The following is a 19,415-nucleotide window of genomic DNA, read 5'->3' on the forward strand; positions in this document are numbered from 1 at the left end:
TCGATGTTTAAACCTTTATGACGAAATGATTCGCCAAAACAAAGTAGCAATTTCAGTGATCAGTGTGGAAGGATCAAAAGGCTCCGGGTTGAGGTCTAGTTTGCCTGCTTCAATTTTGGAAAGATCTAAAATATCGTTCAAAATCGTCAGCAAAGAACGGCCTGAGCCAAGGATAATGCGAGCAAATTCTTTACGCTCCTCATTGCTCACGTCATCCATCAATAATAATTGCGCCATTCCCAAGATACCGTTCATTGGCGTGCGAATTTCGTGTGACATCGTAGCCAAAAAGTGGCTTTTGGCTTGATTGGCCGCATCAGCAGCGGCGCGCGCGTTGCGTAATTCGGCTTCTTCTTGCGTGCGTCGTGCTAGCACCGAGCTGGCCATTTGCAAGGCACTTGAGCGCAGCAATTCGGTAGCTGGGTCTGGTTGGTTCGTGTCGGTAGATACATCTTGCTGTGAATCTGCCTGCCGCACGATATTGCCCGCTGGGGTGCGTTCAAGCGTGACAGAAACAAATCGGCGCTGGTTGATATAGTGGAAATTAAGTTTGAGGCCGGTGAAATGAGCTAAATCGAGCGCTCGTTCAGACAGAAGACAGCCATCGCGAATGTCATCTGCGCTAATCCCGGCGCGCAGTAGGTGGGCTGCATCAGTGAATTCTTCACTGAAGCCCTGATTCCAATCAATCAGAAGTCCTTGCGCATCAAAAAGCGCAAAACTATTAGAAAACTTATTGGATTCATCCATGATTTAGTTTCATCGTATTTATGTTTTCTTTTGCTTGCATTCAGATTCAAGTCAATTTTATACAGTATAGATCAGAAAATAAAAGTATCATTATTTGATATGAATGTTGACAATCTGCAAGGTGTTTTTAGATTATTAGGATGGGTATTTAAATCTATACCATTAAAATAATTGTCTGTATGAATATCCCCCATTGTATTTTATCAAGCGTTTTAGGATGGAATATAACTGTTTAGTCGAGCTACACTCTACATGAGTTGTGTTATTCCAAAATGCGATTGCCCGCCAATTTCATGCGACAACAGTGCTAGAAATTGGTTTTGGGCTTCTTGCTTAGCAAAACCGCTTAAGCATGTGCGCTTTCATTGAGTATGCTGGCCGCCATGGCGGTGCCTTGCACTCGTGCTCGGATTTTGGCGAAGGCGGTTTCACGGGTGGTCGAAACATCGTCGCAAAAAGGCGAATAGCCGCAATCGTCACATGTTCCCAATTGCGCTAACGGAATATATTTGGCGGCCTCAAGGATGCGCTGACAGACTTCTTCGGGTGTTTCGATGTAATTGCTATTCACGTCAATCACGCCGATAAAGGCGCGTTGATTGGGTTTGATATACCGTGCGATGATTTTAAGCACGCGAACGCGGTCTTTTTCACACGCCATGGCGATATAAAAACTCCCTGCTTTGAGCTCAAACAAGCTCGGCAGTAGCTCGGCATAATCAACGTCAGCACTGTGTGTTGAATCATGATCAGCCCCCGGGCACGTGTGAACGCCAATGCGCTGCCGCTCTTCGGGGGCAAAGCGTGAAAGCACCATATTATTTAAATCTATAAAGCTGCTGAGAATCCCGCCTGTTGGATCGAGCTTGATCGACAGGCGACCTTCGGTGAAGTCGATTTGTACTTTCTCAGCGCCAGCGGCAAAGCAGCCGCGAATTTCTTTTTCTTGCTCGTTGAGTAGATCGTCGATAAATGCATCACGTGGATAATCGGCAATGCCTTGGGGTGGATAAAACAAACTCATCGCCGACACCGAAATAATGGCCTGTTTCATCGGTAAGTGCGCGTAGGGTTTGGCCAGCGCGAGACTTTCATACGCGTAGCGGGCAAAGCGAAATGGCCCTGCGGTTAAGCGCGGCAATTGCCGAATATGGCCATCTTGAAATGGAATTACGATGCCGTCGGGGGAAAAATTAGCGTGGTTGTCGACTGAATACGTTGCAAAACTATGTGCTTTGCGTTGTTCACCATCGCTAATGATGGTTGAGCCCGTTGCTTCAAGCGCCGCAATGGTATCGCGAACTGCCTCGTCAAAAAAAGGCTCCATCTGCGCGGCATTCAGTTGGCCCGCATCGAATCGATGTTGCGCGGCCATCAGCGTGTTGCTGCGCGGAATACTGCCGATGGCTTCGGTAGGAATAGTGAACACTGAATTCTCCATAGGAACGAATGACGTTGCTAGAAGTATAGGTCAGTATTTAGAAAGTATATGTCAGTATATTGTGGGCAAGTGCTGCAGTTTGGCTTAGTGCGATGCAGTGTTGTGTTGCACTTCGCGACACCAGGCCGGTGTATGTTGATCGGTGAGATTTGTAGTTAGCTGGCTTGATTCGTTGCTAAATAGCGGCGTGCTTGCTCGACAATCCACGCTGAAAAATCGGCAATTTTTTGGCTGGTGCTGCTCCGGTCTGGCCAAACCAGCCAATAAGGATATTGATAAGGTACACGCACGTCGGTAATAGGAATCAGCGTGCCATTGGCAAAATGCGCTTCAACCAGTGAGCTGCGCGCCAACATCACCCCATGGCCAAGGCGGGCGGCTTCGAGTTCTAAATTGCTGTCGTTGTACGAATAGCTCGGCGTTGGCCGCCAATCGGCCAGCCCCGCCGCTTGGCACCAAGTTGCCCAAGGGATTGCCGGATTTTGGATGATGGTCGCAGTTTTTAGTGCATTAGCCGATGTTGGCCGAGGTTGATAGCTGGGCGATGCGACGACTAATAGTTGTTCGTCCATTAAGTGGATTTGTTTCATCCCATCCCAGCCGCCTGCACCCATGCGGATCGCCATATCCAATAAGCCATTATTCATTTCCTCAAACCCCAAACCGGCACGCAGGCTGACGGTGTATTGCGGAAACTTAGCTTTGAAATCGGGCAGGCGTGGTACCAGCCAATTGAGCGCAAACGACGGGACCACACCGATAGTAATGTCGTTCGGCTTGGGGCGGGTGAGCACACGTTGCGTGGCTTCGCTCATATCCGCTAGCGCGCCGCGAATCCGTAGCGCATAAATGCGGCCTTCTTCGGTGAGTTGCAGGCGCTTACCTTCGCGTAAAAACAAAGACACACCGAGAAAATCTTCAATCGTTCGCAGTTGATGACTAATGGCGCTGTGCGTCACATTGAGCGATTCGGCGGCTTTAACGACGCTACCTAAGCGCGCCACCGCTTCAAATGCCCGCAGTGCCGCCAGAGGTGGTAGTTGGCTCATTCTTTGTTCCTGCTGCAAAAGTATGTAATTGGTGTTATGTGAATTTTATTCACATAAAGGCCAAAAAATCATCAGCGATCAGCTTTATTTTATTGGATATAGTGAACCCATTATGCCAAATGGATGGTAATCATGGTCACCTATCTACGATTGAATGTAGTAAAAAATGAATTATTGGTGGTTGAGCTGAGCCACCCTGCGCAGTTGTGGTGTGAAGAGGGTGGTGTTTGGTTGACGCACGATCAGTCAACGGAAGATGTTGAGTTGTATCGCGGCGAGCATCGAGAATTGGCTGTCGGAAAAGTGCTGATCGAAGGTAGTGGGCGATTGTGTTTTTGTGGGGAAAATCTACAGCTCAGCCCTCAAAGTCAAGGCAATGCACTGGATTTAACTGGCGGTTTGCTCGCCGCAGTGGCTTGAGTGAGAGTTTGTAAGCAGCGTCATGCTATCGTCATTTGCTTACGGTATAAATCGCCTTCCTCTTTTTGCTGCGGATGTGGTTTATGTTGCAACGTCGTTCTAGCGTACAGTGGGTACTGCACCGCTTGCGTCAATTTTTGCTGAGCTTGGCTGGTTTTTTTTGTTGCAGTATCTGCTGTTTATTTTGCCGCAAAAACTCGGCAACAATTTAACGCTCACTGGCGCGATGTTGCCGATTCTGCTGTTGATCTTGTTCGCGTATGCCGCTTCAGCGTTGCTGGTGATTCGTAATGTCTGGCGCGGTTAAGCGTCACTGGCGACAACGTGGATTTCTTCGCCTAAAACTTTAACCACCATGCCTGGGCGGATTTTGGCGGTTTTACGGCTTTCGAGTACGCCATCGACTTCGACCAAGCCTTCAGCGACCATCAATTTGGGCGCGCCGCCTGAGTGTGAAATACCCAGGTTTTTAATCAAATCGCACAGCGCGATGTATTCGTTACGTAGTTCAAAAGTTTGGATTGCCATTGTGTCTGTCCTTATGGGTATTTGCTTGCAGGTCTTTTTAAGCAAAGTCTGCAGCTCAATACATCTAAAAAATAAGTGCTTGTCGCTGTGGGCTATCATTTAAACGGCCTGCGGCGCAGCATTAATGCGTGTTATCAGTAACGCTATTGCGCCAAAATGCCTAAGCCATGTTCCGCCAATAATGCCGCAGTATCGTGCAAGGGTAAACCCATGACACCGGTAAAACTGCCGTCCAGATGCGCGACAAATACGCCTCCCAAGCCTTGAATACCATACGCGCCGGCTTTGTCCATTGGCTCGCCGCTGGCTACATAAGTGGCGATTTGTGCTTCGCTCAGTTGGGCAAAGGTGACGCGGCTGACGCTTAATCGGGTTTGCACGCCATGTTCGTCGCGCAGTGCCAAGCTAGTCAGTACTTCGTGCGTATTACCAGAGAGTTTACGTAGCATCGCCGCAGCGTCGGCGGCATCCAGCGGCTTGCCTAAAATCTCATCGGCGAACACCACCGAAGTGTCGGATGCAAGCACGGGTTTGAGCGTCAAACCCAAGGCGATTAAATGTTGCCAGCCGGATTCAGCTTTTTCTACCGCCATACGAATCACATAATCACGTGGATTTTCCGCCACTTGCGGGGTTTCATCGATGGGGGCAGCGATGCGTTCAAACATCACGCCGGTTTGCGCGAGCAATTCTTTACGGCGTGGACTGCCAGAGGCAAGGTAGAGTTGGGTCATAGTGAAGATTAAAGCCTGAGCAAAAAAGAAGGTAGAAATTAACCAGCAGCCAAGCGTGACGGCGTTAAACGGCAGTGCTTGCTTGCGCCAAGCGTGTCGCAGGCCAAATCCGATGATGTACGCAATCACCAGCAAGCCATAGAGTAGCAAAGCCCCCATGCCACGCTCGCCAATATCGGCAAATAGGGCTAGCACGCAAAAACAGGATGATGGGAAGCAAGTAGCCCATGATGCCAGCCTTATTCTCGATGATAGGGATGGTTATTAATAATCGACACCGCGCGATACAGTTGCTCGGCGAGCAATACGCGCACCATGCCGTGGGGCATCGTCATGGCTGATAGCTGCAATAATTGGTCGGCGCGTTGCTTAATACGTGGATCAAGACCATCGGTGCCGCCGATAATAAACACCGTTTCGCGGCCGTCGATTTGCCAGTTTTTCATGTTTTCGGCGAGTTTCATCGTCGTCCAATTGGCACCGCGCTCATCGAGTGCCAATACGCGTGCGCCCATCGGGAATCGCCGCTAAAATGCGATCAGCTTCTTCGCTCATCACTTGCTGCGGCGTGCGCGCGCTGATGCGTTTATCGGGCTTAAGTTCAGTCAGCGTTAGCGCAAAATCACGTGGCATGCGTTTGGCGTATTCGGTAAAGCCTTCAGTAATCCAGTTCGGCATTTTGTGGCCGACAGCAATCAGTTGCAGTTTCATATTAATTTTTTACGGTAGTGACACGCCCGATGGTAACAGATGCGTCAGGCAAAAATAAAAACAGCCCGTCGATTAACGGGCTGTTGGTTTGCGGGTATGAGTTTATTCGCTACGCCCACTGGTGACTTGTTCGCGTTTGATTTTCCATTTACCACCTTCGGAAACGAGATCAAGGGTTTTCTCAACGTTGTCTTGATAGTTGCTTGAGTTGTAGCTTTGTTTAAAGGTGACCTTGGCTTGATCTTTGCTGACATTGCTGCAGCTTAAGTTGTCAAATTTCAAGGTGATCGGGCCTTCTTTACTTAAGCGGCTACGGCGTTTATTTTCCCAGTCGGCGCGAGTTCGTTTGCCTGAGGCTTCAAATTGGCTAGCGTATTGTGCTAAATACGCATCAACCTTTTTCTCGGCCCATTGGCTGCGCCAGCTTTCTACCATCTCGGTAATCGATTTATCGCAGCTATTATTGTTAGTTGGCGTTTCTGGTGTAGTGGGAACCACCGGTGTGGCAATACGTGGTGGTCGACCAGCCAGTGCAGCCTCACGATCAAGTGGCACGGCTGGAATCAAAGCGCCCAAGCAGTTGGCTTTATCATCTTCTGCTTCGCTACCGCCAAGGTCGTCGTCAGGCGCAATATTTTCCAGGGGCGCGATTTGTAGTGCGGCGAGTAGTTCATGCGCTTGAGTCAGTACACGAGCATACGCGAGTTGATTATCAAATTCAGCACGTACCAGCGCTCGTTTGGCTTCAAATAGCTCGTTTTCAGTGTCTAATAAGTCGAGTAATGAACGTTGGCCAATATCAAATTGACGGCGGAATGCATCACGCGCTTTTTCGGTTGAGAGTACGTGCTGGTCTAGGTATTTACGTTGCTCAGTGAGGCGATAAGTATCATTCCACGCAATTTGAGTAGTTTGGCGTAAATCGCGGCAGACTTTATCACGCAATTCATAGGTGATATTGAGCTGCTCTGCGTATTGGCTAGCTAAAGCGATATCGCTGCCACCACGGAAAATATTGTAATCAACAATCAGCTGCGCTTTGCTATCGCGATAATTGCCGTCGATATTGTCGCGATTTTTATCGTAGCCATGCGCGGCGCGGAAATAGAGTTGCGGATAAAAGCCGCTCTTTTTAGCAGTGGCAGCGGCACGAGCACTGCGAATATTGTAGATCGATGCCAAAAAGCTTGGATTATTACGTAGCGCATCTTTAAGATTATTTAAATCTTTTGGGCTAAATGCGCCTAAGTCAGGTACGTCATTCATGCTCGCATCTGGCGCTACCCCAGTCAGGCGTTCATAGCGGGCAGAAACATCGAGTAAATTCGATGATTCGGTCAGCCAATTCGATTCAGCTAATGCTAAACGCCCGGTTGCCATTTCTAAATCAACTCGGCGACCAACACCGGCTTCGACGCGCTCGACAATTTGATTGTAGGTTTCTTTATGAATCGCATAATTGTCGCTGGCTAGTTCGACTAATTTTCGATAGCGTAATACATCTAAATAAGCATTGGTGGTTTCAAGTGCGGCGGCATCACTGGCGGCTAATAAATCATAATAGCGAGTGAGGCTGCCATAACCGAGGCGGCGAACTTCTTCAGAAGTCGCAAAACCATCAAATAGCATTTGGCGAAATTCAATATTGTAGCTAGGGTGATTGAAATTACCGGTTTTGCTTTTTGGTTCTTGCAGGTTTTCTGTACTTGCAATACCTTGAATATTGATTTGTGGGTAGTATCCACCGCGCGCAACATCTTGCTCTTTTCCTGACGCACGAAATTCTAGCCATTTAGCCCGAATTTCTGGATTACGTAATACAGTTTGTTCGACTGCGTCGCGTAATGTTGAGGCAGCAAAGCTGGTGGCACTGCTAAGAGTTAGCAATACAATTGCAATTGTTTTTAGCTTCATATCTCTCAATGTCCAATTTAGTTTGATGTATTAATGTTATAAGCGAGCTGATTGTTGCCTAGTTTACCTAAATGATTTCAATAGTGCTCTAGTATTAACAATTACTACTATAGCCAAATCGTCGAGAAAAGATCGAAATGTTCAATTTGCAGCGTCCTGATTGTGGATGGATTTGCAGCTTACTGTTGCTCACCATGCTTTGGGCTTTCCCCGTCTTTTCAGCATGGGATTTTGATCGTTTGCTTAAGTTGGCGCAGCAGCGTTATGCTGCAAATACAGTTAAAACTGTGGCAGAAATGCAGCAATTATTGTTAAGTAGCAAAGCATTGCCGGAGTCTGACAAGCTTAAACGAATTAATGAGTATATCAATCGTAGATTTCAGTTTGTTGAAGATCAAGTATTGTGGAACCAAGCTGATTATTGGGCGACGCCACTAGAAATGATAGGAAAATCAGCAGGGGATTGTGAAGATTTTGCAATTATTAAATATATGACACTAAAAGAAGCTGGGGTTTCTACTGACAAATTAAGGCTGAGCTATGTAAAAGCCAAAATAGGTGGCACTAATAGTACAATTAGTCAGGCGCATATGGTATTGACTTATTATAGCGATCCGGATGCAGAACCCTTAGTTTTAGATAATTTAATTAGTGAAATTCGCCCAGCAAGTCGCCGTCCTGATTTAACTCCCGTATTTAGCTTTAATCATGAAGGTGTGTTTGCAGGTAGTGGTAAACAGCCATCGGCATCGATTGATCGTTTGTCGCGTTGGAAAGATGTTTTATTGCGTATGCAAGCCGATGGTATTGACAATAAGGAATGACCACGTGTCTTTAATTCGCCAAGTATTATTACTAATAATAATCTCAACGTTGCTTGCTTTTATATGGTGAGCTTAATTGTGAGTACATTGAGTGCACGAGATTATTTGCAGCAACAATTATTTACACAAAGTAGTGATAATGCATCGTCTTTGGCTTTGTCTTTGTCACAACAGGCTGAAGATCCAGCAATGATTGAGTTAATGACATCGGCCTTGTTTGATTCTGGGCATTTTGAGTTGATTCGATTTCGTGATCCGCATAAAAAAATAATCATTGAACTCAAAAATAAAGAGCTACCTAGCCATGTGCCAACTTGGTTTATGCAGCTATTTCCGATTGATGTGGCATCAGGGCAGGCTTTGGTGAGTAAGGGCTGGCAGCAGGCTGGTGCTGTAGAGGTACGAGCGCATAGCAAATTTGCTTACGAATCGCTATGGAGTGGTGTGGTTAAATTATTCTTTTGGATTATTGGCGGTGGGGTCTTGGTGGCCTTATTGGTTTGGGCGCTATTTAATCGCGTGCGCCAGCCGATTCAACAGATGATTGCGCAGGCCGAGGCGATTAGCGAGCGTCGCTTTATTACGATTGCCGAGCCGCCATATATTGAATTACGCCGAGTCGTTGGCGCAATGAATAGTATGGTGGTGCGAATCAAGCAAATGTTTGATGAGCAATCTGAGCGCATTGATCAGCTGCATCAAGATGTGAATCGAGACAAAGTAACCGGCTTAGTCAATCGGGCTTTTTTTATGGGGCGATTATCAGGTTTACTCAATGATGAAGATCGCAGTGGGCATGGTTTTTTACTCATGCTGCGGTTAAAAGATTTGGCTGAGATTAATCAAAACCTAGGTCGACAAGCAACGGACCAATTGCTGAGCCAGATTGCAACGTGCTTGGCACGCTGGGATGATCAAGGTGAGGAGTGGGTGGCGGCTCGGCTAAATGGGTGTGATTTTGCTTTAACGACGCCGGCATTAGAGCAACCGGCAGAGTTTGTCGCCCAATTACTGGCGTCCTTGGCTGAGTTAAGCAGTATGGAAGACTTCATCCATATCGGTTATAGCGAGTTCAATCAAGGTGAATCAGTTGGTGCTTTGCTGGCTAGAACCGATGCAGCATTGGCGCAGGCTGAGAATCAAGGGGTGATCAGTGCTGTAGCTGCCGAGGTGAATGTGGCGCTGGTGAGCCATCCAAATACCTACTGGCGTACTTGCTTACAGCAAGCAGTTCAATCGCAACAGTTTGTGGCTGCACAATATCCAGTTCTCGATTGGCAAGGGAGGGTGATTCATCAAGAGTTAATGCTGCGCCTTCCTGAGGCTGGCAGCGATCGCTTATTGAGCGCAGGCGTCTTTATGCCTTTTGCTAAGCGTTTTGGTTTAACTGCGGAGCTTGATTTAGCGGCAATTCGCTTAGCGGTGAAAGAATTGCAGCTGCACTCGGCAAATTATGCGGTGAATTTAGATATTGAATCATTGAGTCATCTGCCATTTCGCGCCGAGCTCGTCAAAATTTTGCAAGGCTTGAGTTCAGAGATTCGCGCTCGTCTGTGGTTTGATATTAATGGTAATAGTTTTACGCAAGAGTTTGAAACGCTGGCCACCTTTGCCGCAGAAATGAATCAATTTAATGTCAAAGTGGGGATTGAGCATTTTGGCCGCGCGGTGAGTAGTATGCTGCGCTTTATATGATTTACCGTTGGCGTATTTAAAAATTGATGGCAGCTATATCCTCGATATTGATCAACATACTGGCAATCAACGCTTATTAAAAGAGGTCGTTCGTATGGCCGATAGCCTTGGCATATTGACGATTGCAGAACAAGTTCGCACCGAAGCTGAATGGCTGAAATTACAAGAGCTGGGACTAGGTGGTGTAACGGGACTGATTACCAAAGATAAAATTAGCAAGATTTGATCTTCACCTTTGATGATGTGCTGGCATGGGTTTTAATGTTCTGGATAGCTCCTTCACGATGACTTATGCCTTAGCACTGAGTAATTTAAGCGGGCTGAGTGTGGCTTACGGCTCGAATCAAGGCACCTAATTGTTGTAATGCCAGATCAATTTCTGGGCTAAACGGCCAGCCACAGTTAATGCGGATAAAGTGCTCAAAGCGGTTTGAATTAGAAAACATCAGCCCGGGAGCAATTAAAATCCTTGTTTGAGCGCAGCCTCAAATACTCGCTTGGATGACAGTTGCTCAGGTAATTCCACCCATAAAGCCAGCCCGCCATTGGGCACATTGAGCCGTGTGCCTGCTGGAAAATAGCGAGCAATCGCTTCGGCAGTGCGCTCGCGCTGTGTTTTAAGCGTGCTGCGTAGCCGACGCAAATGCCGGTCATAGGCGCTAGAAGCCATATATTCGGCGGCTGCGATTTGCGACCATGCTTCGTTATCGCGGGTTTGGGCATATTTCAGCATCTCGATTCGCGCCTGCCAGCGCCCGCCATTCATCCAGCCTAATCGCATACCCGGGGCTAAGATCTTATGCAAAGAGGCGCAATAGACCACATTGCCGGTTTTATCCCGCGCTTTCAGGGCGCGAAGCGGGGATCTCATCGTTGATAAGCTCGCTATAGGTATCGTCCTCGATTAGTGCAATGCCCTGTGCCTCGCACAGCGCCACCAGTCGGTCTTTATGCGCCTCAGGCATGATGCTACCCAGTGGATTTTGTAAATGTGGCACCACGACTACGGCCTTGATCTCTTCGTAAGTCTGGCAGGCCAGCTCCAAAGCTTCGATCGATATGCCGGTTTGTGGGCTGCTGGGGATTTCGATGGCACGTAGACCGAGGCTTTCTAAAATTTGCAGCAGGCCGTAAAAAGTGGGTGACTCAACGGCAATGGTGTCGCCGGGCTGAGCCACGGCTCGCAGCGCCAGATTGAGCGCTTCGATACAACCGTGGGTGATCAGTACTTCATCAGGCGACATCAGCACACCCATGCGCATTGCCCGTTTGGCCAGTATGGCTCTGAATGCCGGATAGCCTCTATTCGGAACGGCGCTCACCAAGAGATCCGGTGATTGTTTTAAGGCACGAATGGCCGCGTTTTTAAGCGCTTCGCTGGGGTATAACTCGGGAGCGCAGCGGGCGACCGAGAAATTATGCTTAATCGGCTGCTGCCTGCCTCGGGCAATAAAATCAGAAACGCGGGCGTGAATACCCACATATTGCGCCGGATCGATATTGAGCCGTGGCTCTGCCACCGGCTTGATGCGCATTCTTTGCCGGACAAAATAGCCAGAGCGCGGTCTTGCCTCCAGATAACCATCGGTTTCCAGCTGGCGGCACAGTTGCAAGGCCGTAGAGAGGCTGATGCCATGCAGGCGCATGAGTTCGCGCAAAGAAGGCATGCGCTCGCCCACTTTTAGCGTGCCTGAAACAATGGCACTGAGATAATGCGCTGCCCAGCGCTGATAAAGAAAATCCATAGTTGCCGTTCCCCAGTTTTTGCCATCATGCTTTAAAGCTTGCTCAGGCCATAGATATAGATGGCATAAAATCACAGCATAACAGCATCGGATTTTTCTTTCTGTTGCGAAGCAGATGCTTTGTTCTTGTCACTGTTTTTGGGGTTCTTGTTTGCTTAAGATGGCGCTTAAAGGAGCATCGCCATGCAGCAAATACGCAAAGGACAGCGCCTCGATACTTATTTGACCGCGCAAAGCAAGATTGTCGTGCGGCAAGGTCAGGTCGAGCTGGAATGTATAGTGTATCTAGGTGAACAATCGTGGCGGCAAAAAAAACTTACTCACAGAAGGGGAGTATGAGCTGCAGCAATCGGGTTGGGTGAGCTTGAGTGGCGAAGCCGAGGTGTTTTTTATTGACGTGCCAACTTGCTCGATCTGGTGTTGGCTAAAGCAAGTATTTACTCATTTGCGGATTAAAATATCGTACGTCGCAGAGAGGAATATGAATTAAAGCGCTATGTAGCTACTTTTTTAGCGCAGTTCGCAATGGCGGTAAGCAAATAATAGATATAAAAAAAGGCCAGATGGTGAGTCTGGCCTTTTTGTTATTCTGCTTAATCAGTAATCAATCGTCCTTTGCTGAGTAGGTCATTGATGATGGCTTGATCACTACCTGATGTGGTGAGATCAACACCTTGCAGCGTGATGACTTGGTCTTCTTTCGCGGTCCAATTGCCGTTGCTAAATTCACCTTTGCTACTCACGTGAATAATGGTGTCTGAACCAGATTTCTCAAAGTGCAGATACTGCGTGAGGCTGCCAGTGTTTTCGCCTTGTAGTAAGTCACGTAGATCGAGTTTATCCACATCGCCCGCAGCATTGCCTGATTTGGCGTTGTTGAAGTCCATCACCACATCACGGGCAGGTGCGCCAGCAGTGCCTTGGTCACCCAGCGTCCACTTAAAGGTGTCAGATCCCGCATCGCCGCGCAGAATATCGTTACCCGAGCCGCCAGCAAGTAAGTCATTGCCCGCGCCACCACGCAAGGCATCAATTCCTGCTCCACCAAACAGCTTGTCGTTACCTGCATTGCCATACAGAGCGTCTGAGCCATTTTCACCAAACACAGTGTCATTGCCGCTACCGGCGTTAACTAAGTCGGCGACGGGCTGCATTTCATTCACAATGCTTTGAACTAGCTTGTCGTTATTGGCCACCGTTGACAAGGTACCATCGGCATCATTCATGAGTTTGCTATTTAGGAAGAAATTCTCATCTTTTAAGGCGACAGAATTATTAATATCCTGTGTTTCACCGGTGTAGATTAAATCATTGCCGGCACCGGCTTCAACGTGGTCATTACTACCGCCAGTGAGGATGACTTGATCGGTGCTCGTAGCATTGCTGAAATAGGTTACACCTCCGACTTGGCCAAACCCTGCTGATGACACATAAATCTGAGTTCCTGCGCCAGATTCAGGGCCTTGTACAAAGTATGAGCCAACGCCACCTTCATTTGAACCATCTAGGATATTGCTTTCAGGCACGACTTTGACCGTCCAAATCGCACTAGATGTACCACCAAAACCGTCGCTGACGGTGTAGCGGATGGTGGCTTCACCAATAAAGTCGGCGCTTGGTGTAAAGACTGGTAAGCCCGTTTTAGGATCAATGGTGACCACACCTTGTCCAGAAAGGAGTGTTGGCGTGCCAGTCAGCGTTAATTTATCGCCTTGCAAGTCTTTATCATTGGCTAGCACATCAAGTGAAATCGCTTGATTGGCTTTGGTAAAGCTAAAGTCATCGACTAGTACCGGCGCGCTGTTATAGCGCGGTGGAATGACATTGATCGTCAATTTGCTATTCGATTTATCCAAGTCGCCATCATTATCGATCAAGGTGAAGCCAATATTCTCGCTGGTATTGCTTTGTAAGTTAACTGGCGGCGTGTAGGTGTATTTACCATCATCCATATCAATGATGAATTGCCCACCCAATGTCGTAGTGACTTTTAATGTATGGGTCACAGGATCAAATGAATAGGTGCTGCCATTGGCGGTGGTGGTGATGCTATTGCCCGCAGTGTTAAAGGTGTATTTCACCCCATTCACAGTGATGTCGTTGATATGGCCACCATCGGCACACCAAAACCTGAGACAGTCGATCCAACCAGCCCACCAGTGATATTGCCTGCTGTTGGCGTAAGGATGGTATCGCGCAGAATCGGCGGCAATTGCGCCAAATCAGTGACGATAATCGAGTTGGCTTCGGTGCCTGATCCTGTACCGTTATAAGCTAGAGGATCGAGATTAGTTCCAGCCACGCCAGTGCCTAAGCCAATCGCCAGTGAATTAATGTCTTTGTTATTTAAGAAATCAGTCCATGCTTTGGTTTCGGTAGTATCTAAACCTAGGCCTGTATTTGGTGCGCCATCAGAGAAGAAATACCCCACGTTTTGTCCTCCGACGAGTTTGCCTGGCTTGTCAAAGTTTTGCATGACCTGCCCAGCTGCAGCGTCGTAATTCGTTCCGCCACTGGCAGTAAAGTTAGCCAATATGGCTTTTGCTTCAGTAGCGGTGAGCCAGGTATTGCCATTAAAGAGTTGTGTCGTTGCCGATGAGCTAAAGCCAACCAACATAACTTTAACGTCACCCACATTATCGTAATCATTGATGAGTTGAGTTAACGCTTCTTTGGCTACTTGTAAGCGGGTTTTGCCTGCAATTCCGCTTGGATCGCCCATACTGCCCGAGGTATCCAAAGTCAGAATTAAATTGGTGCTGATATACGGCATTTGCACAGTCGTAGTGGTGTTTTGTCCTACCGGTGCATCATCTTCAATATTGATCGTAACTTGACCTGAACTTGATAACTTACCATCTGATGCACTCACCGTCACATTGAACGATTTTAGATCTTCAGTGGTTTTGTCGGCATGATCAACTGGGCCCGATAATGTCACGGTGTATTTGCCAGTACCATCAATCGAAATCGTGACAATCGTTTGATTGCCCACCGTGCCGACGAGCGTATCACTGCCATTGCCGCTCCAAACAATCGCCTGACCACCCGAGGTCAAACCTGCTTGCGCAGGCCCAGGAGCAGGTGCAGTTAGTGTATAGGTGAGCGAAGAATTATCCACGTCACTGAAAGTAACGTTTCCTGTGGTTATCTTGGTATCGGTGGAATCGGTTGTTCCTGCGGTATCTGCAATACCGCCTGTCAAACCTTCTTCAGACACTGTCGCTGATGTGCCGGATACAAAAGTTGGCGCATCATTGACCGGTGTGACGCTGATTGTGCCTGTCGCAGGTGTTGGATCAACAACGCCATAAACATCTTTTGCGGCATATTGGAACGTTGTGTCGCCATTCCAATTTGCATTGGGCTTGAAGTAAATCGTTGCACCATTGGCTGTCGCGGCAATCACCGTCGCTGCTGTGATGGCAACTGTACCAGCGGCATCGCTATAGAAAGTGCCGGTGCTTGGTAAGGTCGTCAGGTTAAAACTGCGCACCGAGCCATCCACATCACTGCCGCTGAGATTAACGGCAATTAAGGTATCTTCAGCGCCACTGGCCGTAATATTCGCGGTATCTGGTGCGTCGTTAACTGCTGTGACATGGAGTGAAACAGTCGCCGTGTCCGTGCCGCCTTTACCATCGCTAATGGTATAGGTAAAGCTTGCTGGGCCGGTGTAGTTCGGTGCCGGAGTGAACACCACATTGCCATTAACGAGCGTCACGCTACCGTTAGTCGCACCTTGGACGGATGTAATCGTCAAAATATCGCCATCGGGGTCTTTATCGTTAGCGAGTAAAGCCGCGCCAGAGATATTCAGTGGGGTATCTTCTGCTGTTGAGTAAGGTACAGGGCTAGTTAGGATGAAGTTGCCTAATGACTGATAAGCATCAGATCCTTGGCGTAGTTCTGGTTTGAATACGGCTTGGCCACCCTGATCCCAATATAAAATCTCAATGGTGTGATTGCCTCCCGTCGCGATGGTAAATGAAGCATGCTCTGTGCCCGTTGGTGACTGAATCCGATCAACCTCAGCCACTTTTTTGCCATCAACATAAATCACATAACCATCATCGGCGAGCACTTTAAAGTTATAAGTGCCTGCTGCTAAGGTGATATTTCCAGTCATGCGAATAATGGCATCCGATGAGTTCTCTGGATCTGTACTCAGAGATGCAGCATCACTACCAAGGAAGGTTTGTAGATTGTTGTTCGCGCCCAGATCACCATTGCCAAGATTGTAATTAAAGGTCTTAGCAGTAAAGACCGCAGAAGCACTGTGGCTAGCAATAAAATCGTTCACCATCGCGAGTGAAGTTAAATTACTACCATCAAGATTGCTGCCTTCGTGGTACACGAAGTATTCAGATTTAAGACCGGTTGTTGTCGCAGGATCATCAATAGCATCTGGCGCATCATTCACGGCATTAACGGTGATTTTGCCATTGGCCGGTGTGGCATCAGTCAAGCCGGTATTGTCCGTCGCAGTGTATTGGAATGTCGTATCGCCATTCCAATTGGCATCCGGTTTGAAGTAGATGGTTGCACCATTATTGGTTGCCGTAATCACACTATCCGCTGTGATCGCAATGGTACCGGCCGCATCGCTGTAGAACGTGCCGTTTGCTGGCAAGGTCGTTACGGAGAAGTTGGCCACTGTGCCATCAGTATCGCTACCGTTGAGGTTAACTGCGATGAGGGTGTCTTCGTCACCGGTCGCAGTTGTGGCGTTGGTTTCTGGCGCGTCGTTCACCGCATTGACTGTGATTTTGCCATTGGCCGGAGTGGCATCCGCCAAACCAGAATTATCCGTAGCGGCGTATTGGAATGTCGTATCGCCATTCCAGTTGGCATTCGGTTTGAAGTAGATGGTTGCGCCATTGTTGGTTGCCGTAATCACACTTGCGGTCGTGATCTCAACAGTTCCCGCCGCATCGCTGTAGAACTTGCCGTTCGCTGGCAAGCTCGTCACTTTGAAGTTGGCCACAGTGCCATCAACATCACTACCGTTGAGGTTGACTGCGATGAGGGTATCTTCGTCACCGGTCGCGGTTGTGGCGTTGGTTTCTGGATTAATGTCGTTGTCGAGAATCGTGCCGGTGCCGGTTTGACCTGCGCCAGCGGCCGGTTCGAATTCGCTCTTCGCCGTCAGCGTAATGGTTTCATTGCCTTCCACGATGTTGTCGTTGACGGTGGCCACTTGCACTTTGATGCTGGTGGTACCGGCTGGCACGCTAACCTGTCCGCCGGTGACATTGACATACGTCACCCCATTATCAAAACTCACTTTAAAGCTGTTGGTATCGGTGCCGACGATGCCGCTGCCGTTGGCGAGATTTAGATTCACGGTCGTCGCGGTGGTGCTGCTGTGGTCGAGTTGGACGTCGAACACCAGATTGCCACCCTCAGTCACACTTGGGCTGCTGACGCTAGCGACTTTAGGTTGATCGTTATCTGGCGTACCCGGTTGTTCTGGCGGAATGGTGCCGGTGCCATCATCAATGATGCTACCTTGACCCGACACGGTGTTGCCGTTGACAGTGGCGTCGAGGGTGAAGTTCTCTTTGCCTTCATACACCCCATCTTGCACGGTCGGTACACGGACGATGACTTCGGTTTGACCCCGCAGCAATCGTCACTTGGCCATTGGCTGGGACATTGACCCAGTTGCCAGTGCTGTCTTTGTATTGCAAACCGGCGACGTCAGCGGCGGATGCATTGCCGGTTGCGCCATCGGTGATGAGTTTCAACGTCACTTGGGTGTCGGTGGCCGATGGATTGCTCAATTTAACGGTGAAGTCCGCAGCGCTGCCTTCAGACACGCTGACATTGTTCAGCGCCGGCGTGACGCTCAGCGTGCTGCTGTCGTTGTCGAGAATCGTGCCGGTACCGGTTTGGCCTGCGCCAGCGGCGGGTTCGAATTCGCTCTTCGCCGTCAGCGTAATGGTTTCATTGCCTTCCACGATGTTGTCGTTGACGGTGGCCACTTGCACTTTGATGCTGGTGGTACCGGCTGGCACGCTAACCTGTCCGCCGGTGACATTGACATACGTCACCCCATTATCAAAACTCACTTTAAAGCTGTTGGTATCGGTGCCGACGATGCCGCTGCCGTTCGCGAGATTTAGATTCACGGTCGTCGCGGTGGTGCTGCTGTGGTCGAGTTGGACGTCGAACACCAGATTGCCACCCTCAGTCACACTTGGGCTGCTGACGCTGGCGACTTTAGGTTGATCGTTATCTGGCGTACCGGGTTGTTCTGGCGGAATGGTGCCGGTGCCATCATCAATGATGCTACCTTGACCCGACACAGTGTTGCCGTTGACGGTGGCGTTGAGGGTGAAGTTCTCTTTACCTTCATACACCCCATCTTGCACGGTCGGTACACGGACGATGACTTCGGTTTGACCGGCCGCAATCGTGACTTGGCCGTTGGCTGGGACATTGACCCAGCTGCCATTGCTGTCTTTGTATTGCAAACCGGCGACGTCAGTGGCCGATGCATTGCCATTGGTGCCGGTGGTGATGAGATTCAACGTCACTTGGGTATCAGTGGCCGATGGATTGCTCAATTTAACGGTGAAGTCCGCAGCGCTGCCTTCAGACACGCTGACATTGTCGAGGGGCTGGCGTGACGCTCAGCGTGCTGCTGTCGTTGTCGAGAATCGTGCCGGTACCGGTTTGGCCTGCGCCAGCGGCGGGTTCGAATTCGCTCTTCGCCGTCAGCGTAATGGTTTCATTGCCTTCCACGATGTTGTCGTTGACGGTGGCCACTTGCACTTTGATGCTGGTGGTACCGGCTGGCACGCTAACCTGTCCGCCGGTGACATTGACATACGTCACCCCCATTATCAAAACTCACTTTAAAGCTGTTGGTATCGGTGCCGACGATGCCGCTGCCGTTCGCGAGATTTAGATTCACGGTCGTCGCGGTGGTGCTGCTGTGGTCGAGTTGGACGTCGAACACCAGATTGCCACCCTCAGTCACACTTGGGCTGCTGACGCTGGCGACTTTAGGTTGATCGTTATCTGGCGTACCCGGTTGTTCTGGCGGAATGGTGCCGGTGCCATCATCAATGATGCTACCTTGACCCGACACGGTGTTGCCGTTGACAGTGGCGTCGAGGGTGAAGTTCTCTTTGCCTTCATACACCCCATCTTGCACGGTCGGTACACGGACGATGACTTCGGTTTGACCCGCAGCAATCGTCACTTGGCCATTGGCTGGGACATTGACCCAGTTGCCAGTGCTGTCTTTGTATTGCAAACCGGCGACGTCAGCGGCGGATGCATTGCCGGTTGCGCCATCGGTGATGAGTTTCAACGTCACTTGGGTGTCGGTGGCCGATGGATTGCTCAATTTAACGGTGAAGTCCGCAGCGCTGCCTTCAGACACGCTGACATTGTTCAGCGCCGGCGTGACGCTCAGCGTGCTGCTGTCGTTGTCGAGAATCGTGCCGGTACCGGTTTGGCCTGCGCCAGCGGCGGGTTCGAATTCGCTCTTCGCGGTCAGCGTAATGGTTTCATTGCCTTCCACGATGTTGTCGTTGACGGTGGCCACTTGCACTTTGATGCTGGTGGTACCGGCTGGCACGCTAACCTGT

Annotated in this window: 19 protein-coding genes and 1 pseudogene; 6 read left to right on the forward strand and 14 right to left on the reverse strand. The window is 49.2% G+C overall.

Annotated features, from left to right (window positions below; translation table 11 throughout):
* Positions 1 to 15: 15 nt before the first annotated feature.
* The 3 genes from GKO28_RS09950 to GKO28_RS09960 form a co-directional block, all read right to left on the reverse strand.
* Positions 16 to 750 carry a HAMP domain-containing sensor histidine kinase gene (locus GKO28_RS09950; protein ID WP_182076154.1) on the reverse strand — a complete coding sequence of 245 codons (735 nt, stop codon included), beginning with the start codon at positions 748 to 750 and terminating at the stop codon, positions 16 to 18.
* A gap of 346 nt (positions 751 to 1,096) precedes the next feature.
* Positions 1,097 to 2,179, reverse strand: coding sequence for a cobalamin-independent methionine synthase II family protein (locus GKO28_RS09955; protein WP_203564083.1), 1,083 nt, complete (start codon positions 2,177 to 2,179; stop codon positions 1,097 to 1,099).
* Between the two features lie 167 nt (positions 2,180 to 2,346).
* Positions 2,347 to 3,240, reverse strand: coding sequence for a LysR substrate-binding domain-containing protein (locus GKO28_RS09960; RefSeq protein WP_182076156.1), 894 nt, complete (start codon positions 3,238 to 3,240; stop codon positions 2,347 to 2,349).
* 132 nt (positions 3,241 to 3,372) lie between these two features.
* Between GKO28_RS09960 and GKO28_RS09965 the strand changes: the two genes are divergently transcribed.
* Entirely contained in the window at positions 3,373 to 3,660 is a 288-nt protein-coding gene (locus tag GKO28_RS09965; RefSeq protein ID WP_182076157.1) for a DUF2917 domain-containing protein, read from the forward strand.
* Between the two features lie 160 nt (positions 3,661 to 3,820).
* Positions 3,821 to 3,967, forward strand: a complete 147-nt coding sequence (locus GKO28_RS09970) for a hypothetical protein (RefSeq protein ID WP_182076158.1) — start codon at positions 3,821 to 3,823, stop codon at positions 3,965 to 3,967.
* Here the strand turns inward: GKO28_RS09970 and GKO28_RS09975 are convergent.
* The 4 genes and pseudogenes from GKO28_RS09975 to GKO28_RS09990 form a co-directional block, all read right to left on the reverse strand.
* Complete coding sequence (locus GKO28_RS09975; protein WP_182076159.1) at positions 3,964 to 4,188, reverse strand: RNA-binding S4 domain-containing protein; 225 nt, start codon at positions 4,186 to 4,188, stop codon at positions 3,964 to 3,966. The two genes, GKO28_RS09970 and GKO28_RS09975, sit on opposite strands and share 4 nt — an antisense overlap.
* 143 nt (positions 4,189 to 4,331) lie before the next feature.
* A complete protein-coding gene (locus tag GKO28_RS09980) occupies positions 4,332 to 5,117 on the reverse strand; it encodes a Maf family protein (protein WP_307838979.1) in 786 nt (261 codons plus the stop codon).
* 44 nt (positions 5,118 to 5,161) lie between these two features.
* Positions 5,162 to 5,633: pseudogene (gene rlmH, locus GKO28_RS09985) on the reverse strand (23S rRNA (pseudouridine(1915)-N(3))-methyltransferase RlmH).
* Positions 5,634 to 5,735: 102 nt separating this feature from the next.
* Positions 5,736 to 7,547 (reverse strand): TolC family outer membrane protein, encoded by a 1,812-nt coding sequence (locus tag GKO28_RS09990; protein WP_182076160.1) that lies wholly within the window; start codon positions 7,545 to 7,547, stop codon positions 5,736 to 5,738.
* 137 nt (positions 7,548 to 7,684) lie between these two features.
* On the opposite strand from GKO28_RS09990, the gene GKO28_RS09995 reads away from it, so the two are divergent.
* From GKO28_RS09995 to GKO28_RS21445, 3 genes are all read left to right on the forward strand, one after another.
* Positions 7,685 to 8,371, forward strand: coding sequence for a transglutaminase-like cysteine peptidase (locus GKO28_RS09995; protein WP_247646469.1), 687 nt, complete (start codon positions 7,685 to 7,687; stop codon positions 8,369 to 8,371).
* Positions 8,372 to 8,434: 63 nt separating this feature from the next.
* A complete protein-coding gene (locus tag GKO28_RS10000) occupies positions 8,435 to 10,066 on the forward strand; it encodes a LapD/MoxY N-terminal periplasmic domain-containing protein (protein ID WP_182076161.1) in 1,632 nt (543 codons plus the stop codon).
* Positions 10,067 to 10,073: 7 nt separating this feature from the next.
* Entirely contained in the window at positions 10,074 to 10,292 is a 219-nt protein-coding gene (locus tag GKO28_RS21445) for an EAL domain-containing protein (protein ID WP_182076162.1), read from the forward strand.
* A gap of 234 nt (positions 10,293 to 10,526) precedes the next feature.
* Here GKO28_RS21445 and GKO28_RS10010 read toward each other — a convergent pair whose 3' ends face one another.
* A complete protein-coding gene (locus tag GKO28_RS10010; protein ID WP_203564333.1) occupies positions 10,527 to 10,937 on the reverse strand; it encodes a hypothetical protein in 411 nt (136 codons plus the stop codon).
* Entirely contained in the window at positions 10,900 to 11,811 is a 912-nt protein-coding gene (locus GKO28_RS10015) for a PLP-dependent aminotransferase family protein (protein WP_203564084.1), read from the reverse strand. Before GKO28_RS10015 ends, GKO28_RS10010 begins: the two co-directional genes overlap by 38 nt.
* A gap of 289 nt (positions 11,812 to 12,100) precedes the next feature.
* Here GKO28_RS10015 and GKO28_RS10020 point away from each other — a divergent pair, with 289 nt between their 5' ends.
* Positions 12,101 to 12,301, forward strand: a complete 201-nt coding sequence (locus GKO28_RS10020; RefSeq protein WP_182076163.1) for a hypothetical protein — start codon at positions 12,101 to 12,103, stop codon at positions 12,299 to 12,301.
* 103 nt (positions 12,302 to 12,404) lie between these two features.
* Here the strand turns inward: GKO28_RS10020 and GKO28_RS10025 are convergent, their stop codons facing one another.
* The 5 genes from GKO28_RS10025 to GKO28_RS10045 are packed head-to-tail and all read right to left on the reverse strand — an operon-like array spanning position 12,405 to position 19,405.
* The gene (locus GKO28_RS10025; RefSeq protein ID WP_182076164.1) at positions 12,405 to 13,901 is read right to left on the reverse strand and encodes a type I secretion C-terminal target domain-containing protein; all 1,497 of its coding nucleotides are present in this window, start codon (positions 13,899 to 13,901) and stop codon (positions 12,405 to 12,407) included.
* Complete coding sequence (locus tag GKO28_RS10030) at positions 13,898 to 17,443, reverse strand: tandem-95 repeat protein (RefSeq protein ID WP_182076165.1); 3,546 nt, start codon at positions 17,441 to 17,443, stop codon at positions 13,898 to 13,900. The genes GKO28_RS10025 and GKO28_RS10030 overlap by 4 nt, the downstream gene beginning before the upstream one ends.
* Complete coding sequence (locus GKO28_RS10035) at positions 17,382 to 18,419, reverse strand: Calx-beta domain-containing protein (protein ID WP_182076166.1); 1,038 nt, start codon at positions 18,417 to 18,419, stop codon at positions 17,382 to 17,384. The genes GKO28_RS10030 and GKO28_RS10035 overlap by 62 nt, the downstream gene beginning before the upstream one ends.
* Positions 18,412 to 18,660, reverse strand: a complete 249-nt coding sequence (locus tag GKO28_RS10040) for a hypothetical protein (protein ID WP_203564085.1) — start codon at positions 18,658 to 18,660, stop codon at positions 18,412 to 18,414. The genes GKO28_RS10035 and GKO28_RS10040 overlap by 8 nt, the downstream gene beginning before the upstream one ends.
* Complete coding sequence (locus GKO28_RS10045) at positions 18,620 to 19,405, reverse strand: Calx-beta domain-containing protein (RefSeq protein ID WP_182076168.1); 786 nt, start codon at positions 19,403 to 19,405, stop codon at positions 18,620 to 18,622. Before GKO28_RS10045 ends, GKO28_RS10040 begins: the two co-directional genes overlap by 41 nt.
* Positions 19,406 to 19,415: the final 10 nt, after the last annotated feature.

Origin of the sequence: Deefgea sp. CFH1-16 (assembly GCF_016881365.1) — a bacterium.
Taxonomy (GTDB): domain Bacteria; phylum Pseudomonadota; class Gammaproteobacteria; order Burkholderiales; family Chitinibacteraceae; genus Deefgea.

Coding starts and splice junctions, on each gene's coding strand:
- GKO28_RS10010 (WP_203564333.1), bottom strand. CDS start 10,937: ATGAGATCCCCGCTTCGCGCCCTGAAAGCGCGGGATAAAACCGGCAAT.
- GKO28_RS10015 (WP_203564084.1), bottom strand. CDS start 11,811: ATGGATTTTCTTTATCAGCGCTGGGCAGCGCATTATCTCAGTGCCATT.
- GKO28_RS09960 (WP_182076156.1), bottom strand. CDS start 3,240: ATGAGCCAACTACCACCTCTGGCGGCACTGCGGGCATTTGAAGCGGTG.
- GKO28_RS09990 (WP_182076160.1), bottom strand. CDS start 7,547: ATGAAGCTAAAAACAATTGCAATTGTATTGCTAACTCTTAGCAGTGCC.
- GKO28_RS09950 (WP_182076154.1), bottom strand. CDS start 750: ATGGATGAATCCAATAAGTTTTCTAATAGTTTTGCGCTTTTTGATGCG.
- GKO28_RS09975 (WP_182076159.1), bottom strand. CDS start 4,188: ATGGCAATCCAAACTTTTGAACTACGTAACGAATACATCGCGCTGTGC.
- GKO28_RS09995 (WP_247646469.1), top strand. CDS start 7,685: ATGTTCAATTTGCAGCGTCCTGATTGTGGATGGATTTGCAGCTTACTG.
- GKO28_RS10000 (WP_182076161.1), top strand. CDS start 8,435: ATGGTGAGCTTAATTGTGAGTACATTGAGTGCACGAGATTATTTGCAG.
- GKO28_RS09965 (WP_182076157.1), top strand. CDS start 3,373: ATGGTCACCTATCTACGATTGAATGTAGTAAAAAATGAATTATTGGTG.
- GKO28_RS10040 (WP_203564085.1), bottom strand. CDS start 18,660: ATGGGGGTGACGTATGTCAATGTCACCGGCGGACAGGTTAGCGTGCCA.